The 12,954-nt window shown below is 65.4% G+C and carries 10 protein-coding genes; 2 read left to right on the top strand and 8 right to left on the bottom strand.

Annotation, left to right across the window (positions count from 1 at the left end; genetic code table 11):
* Positions 1 to 92 precede the first annotated feature (92 nt).
* On the top strand, positions 93 to 1,019 hold the full coding sequence (gene accD / locus EN955_RS05405) for an acetyl-CoA carboxylase, carboxyltransferase subunit beta (RefSeq protein WP_013528321.1): 927 nt from the start codon (positions 93 to 95) through the stop codon (positions 1,017 to 1,019).
* A 118-nt stretch (positions 1,020 to 1,137) separates the two neighbouring features.
* Entirely contained in the window at positions 1,138 to 2,463 is a 1,326-nt protein-coding gene (locus EN955_RS05400) for a folylpolyglutamate synthase/dihydrofolate synthase family protein (RefSeq protein ID WP_024501984.1), read from the top strand.
* 64 nt (positions 2,464 to 2,527) lie between these two features.
* On the opposite strand, the gene EN955_RS05395 is transcribed toward EN955_RS05400, so the two are convergent.
* The 8 genes from EN955_RS05395 to tsaE all read right to left on the bottom strand — a co-directional run bounded on the left by EN955_RS05395 (position 2,528) and on the right by tsaE (position 12,954).
* The gene (locus tag EN955_RS05395) at positions 2,528 to 2,941 is read right to left on the bottom strand and encodes a type II toxin-antitoxin system VapC family toxin (RefSeq protein WP_013528323.1); all 414 of its coding nucleotides are present in this window, start codon (positions 2,939 to 2,941) and stop codon (positions 2,528 to 2,530) included.
* Entirely contained in the window at positions 2,938 to 3,186 is a 249-nt protein-coding gene (locus EN955_RS05390) for a type II toxin-antitoxin system VapB family antitoxin (protein ID WP_013528324.1), read from the bottom strand. Before EN955_RS05390 ends, EN955_RS05395 begins: the two co-directional genes overlap by 4 nt.
* Before the next feature lie 72 nt (positions 3,187 to 3,258).
* Positions 3,259 to 3,543 carry a cupin gene (locus EN955_RS05385; protein ID WP_024501985.1) on the bottom strand — a complete coding sequence of 95 codons (285 nt, stop codon included), beginning with the start codon at positions 3,541 to 3,543 and terminating at the stop codon, positions 3,259 to 3,261.
* Positions 3,544 to 3,671: 128 nt separating this feature from the next.
* Positions 3,672 to 3,995 (bottom strand): thioredoxin, encoded by a 324-nt coding sequence (gene trxA / locus EN955_RS05380; RefSeq protein WP_013528326.1) that lies wholly within the window; start codon positions 3,993 to 3,995, stop codon positions 3,672 to 3,674.
* A 76-nt stretch (positions 3,996 to 4,071) separates the two neighbouring features.
* The gene (gene addA / locus EN955_RS05375; RefSeq protein WP_024501986.1) at positions 4,072 to 7,590 is read right to left on the bottom strand and encodes a double-strand break repair helicase AddA; all 3,519 of its coding nucleotides are present in this window, start codon (positions 7,588 to 7,590) and stop codon (positions 4,072 to 4,074) included.
* Positions 7,587 to 10,721 carry a double-strand break repair protein AddB gene (gene addB / locus EN955_RS05370; protein ID WP_024501987.1) on the bottom strand — a complete coding sequence of 1,045 codons (3,135 nt, stop codon included), beginning with the start codon at positions 10,719 to 10,721 and terminating at the stop codon, positions 7,587 to 7,589. The genes addA and addB overlap by 4 nt, the downstream gene beginning before the upstream one ends.
* Complete coding sequence (locus tag EN955_RS05365; protein ID WP_024501988.1) at positions 10,718 to 11,446, bottom strand: nucleotidyltransferase family protein; 729 nt, start codon at positions 11,444 to 11,446, stop codon at positions 10,718 to 10,720. Before EN955_RS05365 ends, addB begins: the two co-directional genes overlap by 4 nt.
* Positions 11,443 to 12,954 carry a tRNA (adenosine(37)-N6)-threonylcarbamoyltransferase complex ATPase subunit type 1 TsaE gene (gene tsaE, locus EN955_RS05360; RefSeq protein ID WP_024501989.1) on the bottom strand — a complete coding sequence of 504 codons (1,512 nt, stop codon included), beginning with the start codon at positions 12,952 to 12,954 and terminating at the stop codon, positions 11,443 to 11,445. The genes EN955_RS05365 and tsaE overlap by 4 nt, the downstream gene beginning before the upstream one ends.

The raw sequence follows: 12,954 nt of genomic DNA, 5'->3' as shown, positions 1-12,954 counted from the left end.
GTCAGGTCTTGTGCATGCCGTTATCCCAGAACCGGTTCCCACTTTTGGGCGACATGCATTAGCAACTCTTCGTCAGGACAGGAGCCGAAGCGATGAACTGGATCACCAATTACGTTCGCCCGAAGATCAATTCGATGCTCGGCCGGCGCACCGACATGCCCGAGAATCTCTGGATCAAGGATCCGGAGACCGGCGAGATGGTGTTCCACAAGGACCTGGAATCGAACCAGTTCGTCATTCCCTCGTCCGGTCATCACATGAAGATCTCGGCCAAGGAGCGGCTGAAATTCTTCTTCGATGGCGGCAAATACGAGACCCTGGACAACCCCAAGGTCATGCAGGATCCGCTGAAATTCCGCGACGAGAAGCGCTATGTCGACCGGTTGAAGGACGCCAAGGCCAAGACCGGCCTTGAGGACGCGATCATCAATGCGCTGGGCACCGTCGAGGGTCTTCCGGTTGTGGTCACGGTGCAGGACTTCGCCTTCATGGGCGGTTCGCTCGGCATGGCCGCCGGCGACGCCATCGTGCACGGCTTCGAAGTGGCCCTGCAGCGCAAGCGGCCGCTGATCCTGTTTGCTGCTTCCGGCGGCGCCCGCATGCAGGAAGGTATTTTGTCCCTGATGCAATTGCCTCGGACAACGGTCGGTGTCGACCGGCTGAAGGAAGCCGGCCTGCCCTACATCGTCGTTTTGACCAACCCGACCACGGGCGGCGTGACCGCCTCCTACGCCATGCTGGGCGACGTGCACATCGCCGAGCCCGGCGCGCTGATCGGCTTTGCCGGACCGCGCGTCATCGAACAGACGATCCGCGAGAAACTGCCCGATGGCTTCCAGCGCTCCGAATATCTGATGGAGCACGGCATGGTCGACATGGTCGTATCCAGGCTGGAAATGCGTGAAACGATCGCGCGCCTGCTCAAGATGCTGCTCAAGCTGCCGGAAGAGCAAAAAACGCTGGAGCCGGAAATCCTGCCGCCGGCGGTGGTTGCCGCGGAAGCTCGGCCGCAAGCCTGAAGCGACACGAAGCGCCGCGACCGCGATTGCACGAAGGCTTCGGCGCGCTGTAGCCTTTGATTGCCATGGCCATCCGAAACCGATTCTGGTTTTCAGGCTCATGCGCTAGGATTCCACCATGACGACGCTTGCCGCCGACCGCGAAATCGAAGCCCTGATGGCGCTTCATCCGAAAGGCTTCGACCTTTCGCTCGACCGCATTTCGCGGCTGCTGGAGCGGCTTGACAATCCGCAGGACCGGCTGCCCCCGGTCATCCACATCGCCGGCACCAACGGCAAAGGTTCGTGCGCAGCCTTTTCACGCGCCCTGCTCGAGGCTGCGGACTACCGCGTCCATGTCCACACCTCGCCGCATCTGGTCAACTGGCATGAGCGTTACCGGCTGGCCGCCGATGGCGGCGGCAGGCTGGTCGAGGACAGGGTTTTCGCCGATGCCATTGCCCGTGCGGCCAGGGCCAATGAAGGCGAGAAGATCACCGTCTTCGAGATCCTCACCGCCGTCACCTTCCTGTTGTTTTCCGAACACCAGGCCGACGCCGCCATCATCGAAGTCGGGCTCGGCGGCCGCTTCGACGCGACCAATGTCATCAAGGAGCCGGCCGTGTCGGTGATCATGCCGGTGTCGCTCGACCACGAGGCCTATCTCGGCGACCGTGTCGAACTGATCGCGGCCGAAAAGGCCGGCATCATCAAGCCCGGCTGTCCGGTGGTCATCGGCGCGCAGGAGAGCGAAACGGCTCTGCAGGTGCTGATCGAAACCGCCGAGCGGCTTGAATGCCCCACCTTCGTCTACGGCCAGGACTTCCTTGCCTTCGAGGAAAACGGCCGCATGGTCTACCAGGACGAAGACGGCTTGATGGACTTGCCGCCGCCCAGGCTGCCCGGCCGCCACCAGTTCGCCAATGCGGCGGCGGCGATCGCCGCGGTCAAAGCGGCCGGTTTCGAGATCAGCCATCGCGCCGCCGAAAAGGCGATGGTCAATGTCGCCTGGCCCGGCCGCATGCAGAAGCTCGTGCAGGGCCGGCTGGCCGAACTGGCACCCAAGGGCGCCGATATCTGGCTCGACGGCGGCCACAATCCGGGCGCCGGCGTGGTGGTTGCCGAAGCGCTGGCCGAGCAGGAAGAGAAGAACCCGCGTCCGCTGTTCCTCATCTCGGGCATGATCAACACCAAGGACCAGAGCGGCTATTTCCGTGCCTTCAAGGGCCTCGCCCGGCATGTCTACACGGTGCCGGTGAGCCTCAGCGAGGCCGGCGTGCCGAACGACGAACTGGCGATCCGCGCAACGGAAGCCGGGCTGACCGCCGAGCCGGTGAGTTCCGTCGCCAGCGCGCTGATGCTGCTGCGCGACACCTGGGACGGCCCGTCGCCACGCATCCTGATCAGCGGTTCGTTGTATCTGACCGGAGCGGTGCTGGCCGAGAACGGCACCCCGCCGACCTGAAGCAGGCGACTATTCATGCCTTGGGTGGCTGCGGCGGCTGAGGCCGAACCTTGGCTTTCGACCTTCAGAAATCCCACGGTGAGATCAGATCAAGGCTGGTGGTGCCAAAGTCGCTGAGATTGCGCGTTGCCAGCCGGCCACCGTTCACGCGCGCTATCGCCGCAATCATGCCATCGGGGGCTGACATACCGCGACCTTGGCGTGTCGCGGCCCCCATGATCTCGCCGTAAGCCAAGGCAGCATCTTCAGTCAGTCCAAAAATCCGGCCGGCAAATCGATGGCGCCACCGGGAAAGTCCCTGCTCCAGCCGATCGGCACGCTCATCAGGCCGTATTTTTTGGATGCCGAAGGCGATTTCAGCAATCGTCACTGTGGGAAGGGCCAGTTCAGCGTCATTGCGGACAAGCCATGCCAGGACAGCTTGGTCCGGCGCCTTCTTCAGACTCTCCGAAATCACGTTGGTATCGACGAAAATCAAAGCTCAAGTCCCGAATGAACCTGGCGGCCTTCGCGAATGATCTTTTCCAGATCGATGTCGGCGCCATGGTTTGCAGTCAAGCTGGCATAGAAGGTGGAAGCAGGTTCACGGCCAGCTTCACGAATTTCGTAGGATTCGAGCGCACGTTCGACCACATCGGCTATCGAACGATTTTCACGACGAGCAAGTCTATGAGCCAGGTCGCGTGCTTTTGCGCTTCGGACTGAGAGTTGTGGTTCGGCCATTTCGAACTCCCTTTTAGAACGGATATAGGCCGATCCACTGCTGCCATCAAGGTGGCAGTTGATGGCGTGCCATCACGCGGTGGATTTCCAGCGCATAAAGGCGTATTCGCCTTCATTGGCGTTGATGACGTCGTGCTCTACGCCCTCCTTGCGGAAATAGGGCGCGCCCTTCTTCATCTCGGCGAAGGATTCGCCGTCCTTGGTCAACAGCTTCACCTTGCCGTCCATCAGCGGCACGACGACATAGTCGTGGCCATGGCGATGCCAGCCGGTGTTCTCGCCCGGCGCGAAGCGGTATTCGGTGACGATGACGCGCTCGTTGTCGATGAAGACGGTGGCCTTGGCGGATCCGGTCATGGAGTTCTCCTGTCTGGCTCAAGCAGATGACATGGAGTGCCCGGATGCGAGAGCCAGAGCCACGCACCGATGACGCCAACAAAAAGCCCGGCGCGAGGCCGGGCTTGATATCAGGAATTTCAGATGGGTCAGGCGAGGTTGCCATTGATCCAGTGCGACAGCGCGGTCTTCGGCGCGGCACCGACCTTCATGTCGGCCATTTCGCCGCCCTTGAAGATCATCAGCGTCGGGATCGAGCGCACGCCGAACTGGGCGGCAAGCTCCGGATTCTCGTCGATGTTGAGCTTGGCGATCTTGACCTTGGCGCCAAGTTCGGTGGCGATATCTTCGAGCGCCGGCGCAATCATCTTGCAGGGACCGCACCATTCCGCCCAGAAATCGACGACGACCGGTACGTTGGCGTCAAGCACGTCAGCCTGGAAGTTGCTCTTGTCGACCTTCACGGTTGCCATATGGAAAAATCCTTTTGAAAGTTTTTGTCCCACCAAATGTGGTGGTGATCGCGCCCTTCTTCAAGCAGGTGTTGTGTCACGCTCCCGTGAGTCGAGCAAGGGCGTCGTCCAAGGCGCTGGCAGGCAGTTCGATCAGCCGCGGCGCCTCGGTGAACAGCAAGGCCGCCTTGACCGTGCGGCCGGGATAGAGCGGCTGCAACAGCGCGCGGTAGAGCGCCAACTGCAGGACATAGGCCGGCGGCACCTCGGCCAGACTGGCGGGCGCCGGCCGGTTGGTCTTGTAGTCGACAATCGATACCGTGTCCGGCGTTACCGCCAGCCGGTCGATCTTGCCGGAAATCGAGCGCTTCTTGCCCTTGACCTCCAGGCTGCCCATGATCGCAACCTCGGCACGCGACGATGGCGCAAACAGCTGACCGAAGCCGGGATCGGCAAGGATCGATGTGACCGACGCCAGGGCCTTTTCACGCTCTGATGGCGGCCAGTCCGCACCGGTTCGCAAGAGATAGCGTTCTGCCGCTCCCGCACGTTCGGGCTCGGCAATACCGGGCAGCATCTGCAGCAGTTTGTGGAGGGCGAGCCCACGCAGCACGGCAAAGCCGGGCTCGGCGTCGGCGTCGAGCACCGGCGACGCCTTGTCGACAACGGCTTGCTTGCCTTCGTCGATCAGCGCCGAGGCGCCCGATGGCGACAACGGACGCGGCAGATCCTCGAAGGGCAGCAAGGGCCGGAACAGCGTCGCCGGCAAAGGCGCGAAAGCGTCGGCCTGCCGTACCTGCTCGGCGGAACTTGGCGCGACGGGGGGCAGCTTGGTGACATGGAAACGGTGCACCGGCTCGCCGCCGGCGGGATGCGCACGCTGCTCGCTCTCCGACGCGCCGATCAGCGCGCGGCTGACGATCGAGTGCCAGGTGCCGGCGTTCGGCGCCCGCTTGCCATGATAGCCGCAGACGATCAGCCGGTCCTCGGCACGGGTCATGCCGACATAGAGCAGGCGACGGTATTCGTCGTCGGCGAGTTCCCGTGCCCTTGAGGCCGCTGCTTTCGAAAAACCGTTGGCGACGTCGCTGGCCGAGCGCCAGAGATAGCCCTTGCCGTCCCAGTTCGCGCCGGAGCCATCGAAGGGCATCAGGCGCGGCAAATGCTGGTCGCTGAACGGCGCGGAACCGCCATCGACCAGGAACACGACGGGCGCTTCCAAGCCCTTGGCGGCGTGCACGGTCATGACCCGGACCTCGTCGCGGGTCTGGTCCATCTCGCGCTTGATCTCGGGACCGGCGTTTTCCAACGTCGACAGGAAGGCTTCCAGCCCCGGCAGGCCGGTTCGCTCCTCGGCGAGGCAGAAGCTCAGGAACTCGTCGAGAATATCGCCGGCTTCGGGCCCGAGCCGCGCGATCATCTTGCGGCGCACGCCATCGCGCGCCAGCAGGGCGGCATAGAATTCGAACACCGGCTTAAACGCGGCTTCGTTCGTCCAGATGTCGACCTGGGCGACGATCTTCGCCAGTCTCTCGCTTTCGCCGGCGTGCTGTCGCAGCGATGCGATCAATGACAGGCCGGCCGGCCTCTGCGCGGCGAGCGTGAAAAGCGCCTCTTCCGGCAGATCGAAGATCGGGCTGCGCAACACGGCGGCAAGCGACAAATCGTCCTGCGGCTGGATGAGGAGGTGACCGAGCGCGATCAGGTCCTTGACCGCGATGTGCCCGGGCAGGCTCAACCGGTCGGCGCCGGCAACCGGAATGTCGCGGCGTTTGAGTGCGCGGGTCAGGGCATGGACGAAGCGATCGCGCTTGCGCACCAGCACCAGCACATCGCCCGGCCGCAGCCGCTTGCCGCGGCCTTCGATGATTTCGCCACTGCCGATCCAGCCGGCGATGGTGGCGGCGACGTTCTCGGCCACGCGCACCGCCGGCGCGTGGGCATGGTCGATGGCTTGCGTCCAGTCGTCGGGCTCATCGACAACATCGGCGCCGACCGACGGCCACACCTCGACATAGCCCGGCGCGTCGGTGCGGATCGCCTGGTGGCGAAGCGGATCGGGATCATGACTGATGCCGCGCCGCACGGCTGGATCGGCGAAGACGCGGTCGACCGCGGTCAGAACATCGTCGGTCGAGCGGAACGACCAGGTCAGCTTGAGGTCGGCGAAGGACGCCTCGGCGTCACGCACTCGTCCGGCAAACAACAGCCGGCTGTCGGCGAAGGAGTCCGGGGCCGCACCCTGGAACGAATAGATCGACTGCTTCTCGTCGCCGACGGCGAACACCGTGCGATGGACCCTGTCGCGTGCGCCAAAGCCGGCAAAGAATTCCTCCGCCAGCCGTTTCACCACTTCCCATTGGTCCGGACTGGTGTCCTGCGCCTCGTCGAGCAGGATGTGGTCGATGCCCTGGTCGAGCTTGTACTGCACCCAGGGGCCGGCGTCCGGCCGCGCCAGCAGGTTGACGGTGCGGGTGATCAGGTCGTTGAAATCGAGAAAGCCGCGGCTGCGCTTCAGCATTTCGTAGCGGGCGATCAGCCAGTCGGCGATGGTCAGCGCGGCAGCCGTGCCTTCAAGCATCCGGAACAGGGCCAGCCGATCGGTGGTTTCGACTATGGCGTTGGCGGCCGAGAGATAACGCTCCGCCAGATCCGGCAACCGGTCGACCAGGGCCTTCTTGAAGGCCTTTGCCGGGTCGTAAGCGTCGCCATCGGTCTTGAGGAAGGCTCGCGCGAGCAGTTGCAGGCGGCGAATGGGATCGCCCTCGGCAAAGGCCTGCCGCGCATAGGGCAGGATGTTGTTCAGCACCGATCTGGCGTCGGTGGCCTCGGCGGCGTGGGCGAAGCCGGCAAAATAGTCGGGCAGGAAGCCCGGCAACGGCCATACCGAAGCGGCTATGCCCTCGGCTGTCTGGCCTGGATGGAAATGGAATTCGTCGAACAGGGCCTGGAAGTGCGTGCCATCGCGCCCGACCGCGTCGATGAACTGGCGCAAGCCGTCGCGCTTGCGCACAATCTCACCCAGCAAGGCGTCGAGCCCAGCTTCGCCGCCCCGATCGAGAATGGAGGCAAAAGCCTCGGCCAGATCCCTGTCACCGGCGGACGTGCCCGAAATCATCTCGCGGCGCGCCGCGGCAAACAGCGATGCCTCCATCTGGCCGTCGAGCATCTCGAAATGGGCCGGGATGTTGGCCTCCAGCGGGAACTGGTGCAGCACCGATTCGCAGAAGGCGTGGATGGTCTGGATCTTCAGCCCGCCGGGCGTTTCCAGCGCCTCGGCGAACAGGCGCCGCGCCCGGCGCATGGTCTCGAGACCGGGCCGGCGCCCCTCCAGCGCCTCGACCTTTGCCGCCAGATCCACGTCACCAAGCGTCGTCCACTCCGACAGTGTCGAAAAGACCCGGTTCGACATGTTGGCGGCGGCGGCGCGCGTATAGGTCAGGCACAGGATCTTCGACGGATCGGTGCCGCGCAGCAGCAGCCGGATGACGCGCTGCGCCAGCACATGGGTCTTGCCGGAGCCGGCATTGGCCGACACCCAGGCGGAATTGCCGGGGTCGGCGGCGCGGGCCTGGCTGGTCGCGGTGTCGCTGGGAATGGGATAGGCCTTCTTCATGCCTCCGCTCCCTCGTCGCCGGCATCGCCGCCTGCCGACCATTCGAGCACGCGGGCAAGATGGTCGTAGTCGCCATCCGTCTCGCCTTCGCGGAACGGCAGCGCGCGCGACAGATACCCGGTCGCAGGGTCCGCATAGTGGATCAGCAGCTTTTCCAGCCGTGCCCAAGCCTCTTCGGCAAGATCGGTCGCGGTTCGCGGCTGGCGGTTGTGTTCGAGGATGGATTCCTCGAACACCTCGCCATTCGGCTTCAGCCTGATGAAAGCCAGCTGAGAGGGCTCACGCACGCCCAAATCCTTGAAGGCGCCGCGCCTGAGCAGCGCGCCCTCCAGCGCCAGTTGCGGCGCAAGCAGTGTGTGCGCCTGCGCCTTGGACGGCGAGGAGCCGGTCTTGTAGTCCAGTATGTCGGCCATGCCGCCGGCCAGAAGGTCGACGCGGTCGGCGTAGCCGGACAGCGTCACGCCGGATTGGCCGACAACGGTCTTTCCGCCGCGCTCCTCGGCATGGCGCCTTGTCACAGCATCAGCGCGCGTGCGCTCCCACTCGATGATGTTGGCGGCGAGTTTTTCGAAGCGCGGCCACCACACCGCCTCGACGTCGGCCGGAAGGGCGGCTTCGGCAAAGCAGGCGCGGCCGGCGGCGATGAGGCCGGCAAGCGCATCGGGAGCGCGCGGATCGGCGACGCTGCCTGAGAACAGGTGCAGGATGGCGTGAAACAGCGTGCCGCGCTCGGCCGCACCAGGATCGCGAATGACCGGATCGAGCGGCATCAGGCCGAGGATGCGTCTTGCATAGACGGCGTAGGGATCACGGCGCAGGGTCTCGATCTCGGTGACCGAGAAATGCGTCGGGCGCACCGACAGCGGCGGCTTCGGCTGCGGCCGTGGCGCGAAATCCTGCCTTGGGCCGGCATCCAGCGCGCGCGCCCAGGCGAGCAGCTCGTCGCCACGCCGGCGCAGCTCCGCTGCCTGGTCGCTGCCGATGAAGGTCAGCAGCCGCTGAAGCCAGCGCGACGGCACGGCGGGTGCATCGCCGGCACGTGCCGAGCGGGACAGCACCACCTTCCCGGCGCCCATGGCCATCTGGAAATCATGCGCGGCAAGGCCGATACGCCGCTCGGGCGGCTCGAGGTCGATGCCGGTCTTCATCAGCCGCGACATGAAGCGGTCGCTCTCTGGCTTGCGCGGCCATACGCCCTCGTTGAGCCCGCCGATGACCAGCGTGTCGACCGTCTGCAACCGGGCTTCCAGCGCGCCCCAGATGGCGATGTTCCGGTCGGTGCCTTGTGCCGGCTTGACCGTTTCAGGCGCGATCAGCGCCGCCATGATGTCGGGCCACTCGGTCGCCGCGAAGGACAGCGAAGCCGAAGCCGCGACCAGCCCGCGCAGCAGTTCGGCAAGCTTCTCGCCGGCGTCACCGGCATAGAGTTCGCCAAGGCCGCCGTCGGCGGTGCGGCCGAGATTTTCGAGTGTCACGACACTGGCCCTGACAAGCGCGGCAAGGTCGGCGTCATCCCGGCCTCGGAAGGCTGCGAGCGGCGCCAGCGCCTGCTTGAGACGTTCGAGCAAATTCCGCGCAGTTTCGATAGAGCGCACGGTCAGCCGGGAAAACCAGAAGGGCTGTCGGCTGCCGCCGCCCAAGCCGGTGAGGCGGGCTTCGAACAGTTCCGGTAGCGAAACGATGTCGGGGCGGCCTGTGCCGCCGCGCAACGCCACCAGTTCGATCAGCTCCGCCGCGTGGCGCACATCGGCCCGTTCGAGGCCGAGGCCGAGCAGCGGATGCTTGAGCAGCGACAGCAGGCCAACCGGATCGCCTGGCCGGAACAGTGCCTCGAGCGCCAGCCTGAGCAGGCTGGCCGCCGGGGTGTTGGCGAGCGGTGTGCCACCGGAATCGTCGGCAACGACGCCGAAGCGCTGGAGCTCGATCGAGACGCGCCGCGCCAATGCGCGGTCGCCGGTGACGAGAGCCGCCCTTTGGCCGGGATGTTCGACCGCGCGCTTGAGCGCGACAGCGATGGCCACGGCCTCATCACGTTCGCTGGCGGCTTCGAGCAAGGTCACCTCGGCGAAGGCGCCGGCAATGTCGGACGCCGGGAAACCGGCACGTGTCTCGGCCCAGAGTTCGGTGGTTTCGGCCGGCCGCAGCGCTTCGCCGACAAGGGCAGCGCGAAGCGCACGTCGCGGTTCGGCCACGCCAATCTCCTCGACGTCGCCGCGCAATACGCCGATCTTGCCGATCAGCCTGGCCAAGCCATATTGCGGGTGGCCGAGTACGGCTGGACGCGCGCCAGGCGCGGCAATCGCCTGGAACGACGCTTCGTCCAGCGTCCGGTCGAGACCCGGCAGCACGATGGCGCCGCCGGGCAGGCGCGCGATCGCGGCAAGCAATTCGGCCGTCGCTGGTATCGAGCCGGTCGAGCCTGCGGCGATGACCGGGCCGGCAGGCGGATTGCGCTGCAGCCGCGCCGCCTCGGCGCGGATCAGCGCGCTGCGATGCGCGGCCGGATTGGAGCGGTCGCTTTCCGCGAGGAATTTCGGCCAGGCTTCGGTGACGATGCCAAGGAATTCGAGCGTCACCTGCCACCATCCGGCAAGATTGCCGGTCACCAGATCGGTGAGCTTGGCCCAGTCGGTGCCTTCCGTCTCGATCTCGTCCATGAGCCGGGCGAGATCGCGCGCCAGCCAGATCGCGTCGGCGGTGGAAGCCGGGATGACGATCTCCTCGGCGAAAAGGGCGGCGACATGCGCCGGCAGCCGGCGTTTCCAGGCGCGCACCAGCGGCGTCAGCAGCAACAGGCGTTCGGTTGCCGAAATCGGCGGCGCCAGATCGATGGCCGCCGATGCCTCGGTCTCGAACGCGGCCTCATCCTCGTCGAATTCGCCGAGTGGCCGGATGACCGGCAGGATCGCCGAGCCGCCGCCGCCGCGTGCCGCCAGGCTGTCGACGAAGACACCCCGCAAGGCACGCGCGGCACGGCGTGTCGGCACATAGATGGTGGCATCGGCCAAAGCGAGCGGGTCGCCGTCGAATCGAAACCCCGGAACAAGACGACCGGCAAGCAGCGCCTCGGCAAGCGTCGGCAGAAACGGCGCTCCGGGCGGGATCGAGAAGACGCGGCTGGAGCCGCTCATTGCGACTCGATGAGCGCACCGGCGACCGCCGCTTCCGCGAGCGGTACGGCATCGGGCGTGCCGACGGTGATCCAGTGGCCATGCATGGGCATGCCGAACAGGCGCCCTGCGGCGATGGCGGAATCGAAATAGGCGTTGAGCGAGTGCGGCCCGGCCGGTGCGCCCTTGAACAGGCGCGGATGGACGATCGCCGCGCCGGCATAGATCAGCCCCGCCGGGTCGCCTTTCGAACGCCGCAAGCCGCCATCCGGCGCCACCAGGAAATCGGTGCTGCCGCAGTGTCCGGTCGCCTGTTGGAGATCCGCCAGCATCAGCAGAATATCCATTTTCGCCGCGTCCCATGCAAGGGCGAGGCGCTGGAGATTGAGAGGACCGTCATCGATCCAGAAGGTGTCGGCATTGAGGATGTAGAAGGGTCGCTCGCCCAGTTCCGGCAGCGCCTTGACGATGCCGCCGGCGGAATCGAGCAGTTGTTCGCTCTCATCGGAAATGACGATTTTTGGCGCGCGGCGGGCGGCGACATGGGCGACGATCTGTTCGGGAAAATAGTGGACGTTGACCACGGCCTTCGCGACACCGGCGGCAGCCAGGCTGTCGAGGCTCCAGTCGAGCAACGTCTTGCCGGCAATCCTGACCAGCGGCTTGGGAATGGTGTCGGTAATCGGCCGCATGCGTTTGCCAAGGCCGGCGGCAAGTACGATGGCGGTGTCCGGTCCTGCTGTCACAGCGCTCGCTCCTCCAGCAAACCGTGGGCGTCGTAGAACTCGCGCAGGCTTGCCAGCGCCGGATGAGACAAGGCCCGGCGCAGATAATCGCGAATGCGCGGCAGGTGTTTTAGATAATAGGGCTTGCCGTCGCGTTTTTCGAGGCGGACGAAGATGCCGAGGATCTTGGAATTTCGTTGCGCCGCCATGATGGCGTAGGATTCCAGGAAGCTTGCCTCGTCGAAAGCACCGGCTACGTGGCGCGCCGCGACATAGGCATCCAGCGTCTTTCTCTCGATCTCGGGCGACATCGTAACACGCGCGTCCATGGCCAGCGAGGCGACGTCATAGGCGGACGGGCCGATCAGCGCGTCCTGGAAATCGACGATGCCCAGCCGATCATGCCCTGAACGGTCGCCGCGCCAGATGATGTTGGGCGAATGAAAGTCGCGCAGCATCAGCGTATATTCGCGGCCGTGCAGCCGGTCGAGGAGCGCGCCCCATTGCTTGTGGTAGCCGGCGCGCAAGGCACCGCTTGCCGGGCTGCCCGTTATTGCCGGCACGTACCAGTCGACCAGCAGATCGGCCTCGATCATCATGGCCTCGCGGTCGAAAGGCGGGACATCGTGGAAGCCGCCATGCCCTGTTTCCAGGCGCTGCGGCCAGGTCCTGCCATGCATCATGGCCAGCAGCTCGGCCGCCGCCGCGCAGCGCTCGGGCAGCGGCTGGCCATCGCTGCCGAGGAACCCTTCCGAGCCAAGATGTTCGAGCAGCAGGAATCCCTGCTCCTGGTCCTCGGCATGGATTTCCGGAACGCTGACGCCGCCTGCCTTCAAGGCGCGGTCGATGGCGACGAAAGCGGAAACCGACTGGGCGGTGTGGGCGATCTCGGCATAGGGCTTGCCGTCGCGGACCGGCGGGCCGAGCACCAGCCGTGGCGAGTTCATCAGCACTTGCGGCTTTTGGCCCGGCAGCGAAACGATCTCGTAAGAGCGGGCAGAAGCATCGCCAATGAAATGGCGGCGCTGCGCTTGCGCCCAGCCGGCGCTCACGAGAAAGTCGCGCATGGCCAGCGACCGTGCGGCCCGATCGAAGGCAGGTCCCTGCCCCGACAATCGTGCCAGCCGGCCGTCGCCATGCTGGACGAGCTCGATCAGGACCGTGGTTTTCGGCAGATGGGCTTCCGCCCGCTCCGGCCATTCGACCAAAGCAGCACCTTGCGCCAAGGCTTCGTCGAAACCAAGCTCATCGATCTCGTCGGCCGAGGACAGGCGGTAGAGATCGAAATGATGCACCGGAATGCGGGTGTCGTAGCTCTGCACCAGCGTGAAGGTCGGGCTCGGAACGTCGAGGCCGGCATCGTCGGCCAAGGTCCTGATCAAGGCCCGCGCCAGCGTCGACTTGCCGGCGCCCAGATCGCCCTTCAGGGCAAGCACGTCGCCTGGGCGCAGCGACAGCGCCAGATCTTCGCCCAGCCGCGCTGTCTGGGTCTCGTCGGCGAGTAATCGCTCCAGCACCAGTCCGGTCAT

This window comes from Mesorhizobium sp. M7A.F.Ca.CA.001.04.2.1 (genome assembly GCF_003998485.1).
GTDB lineage: Bacteria > Pseudomonadota > Alphaproteobacteria > Rhizobiales > Rhizobiaceae > Mesorhizobium > Mesorhizobium ciceri.
This window is presented reverse-complemented; position numbering and strand designations above follow the sequence as displayed.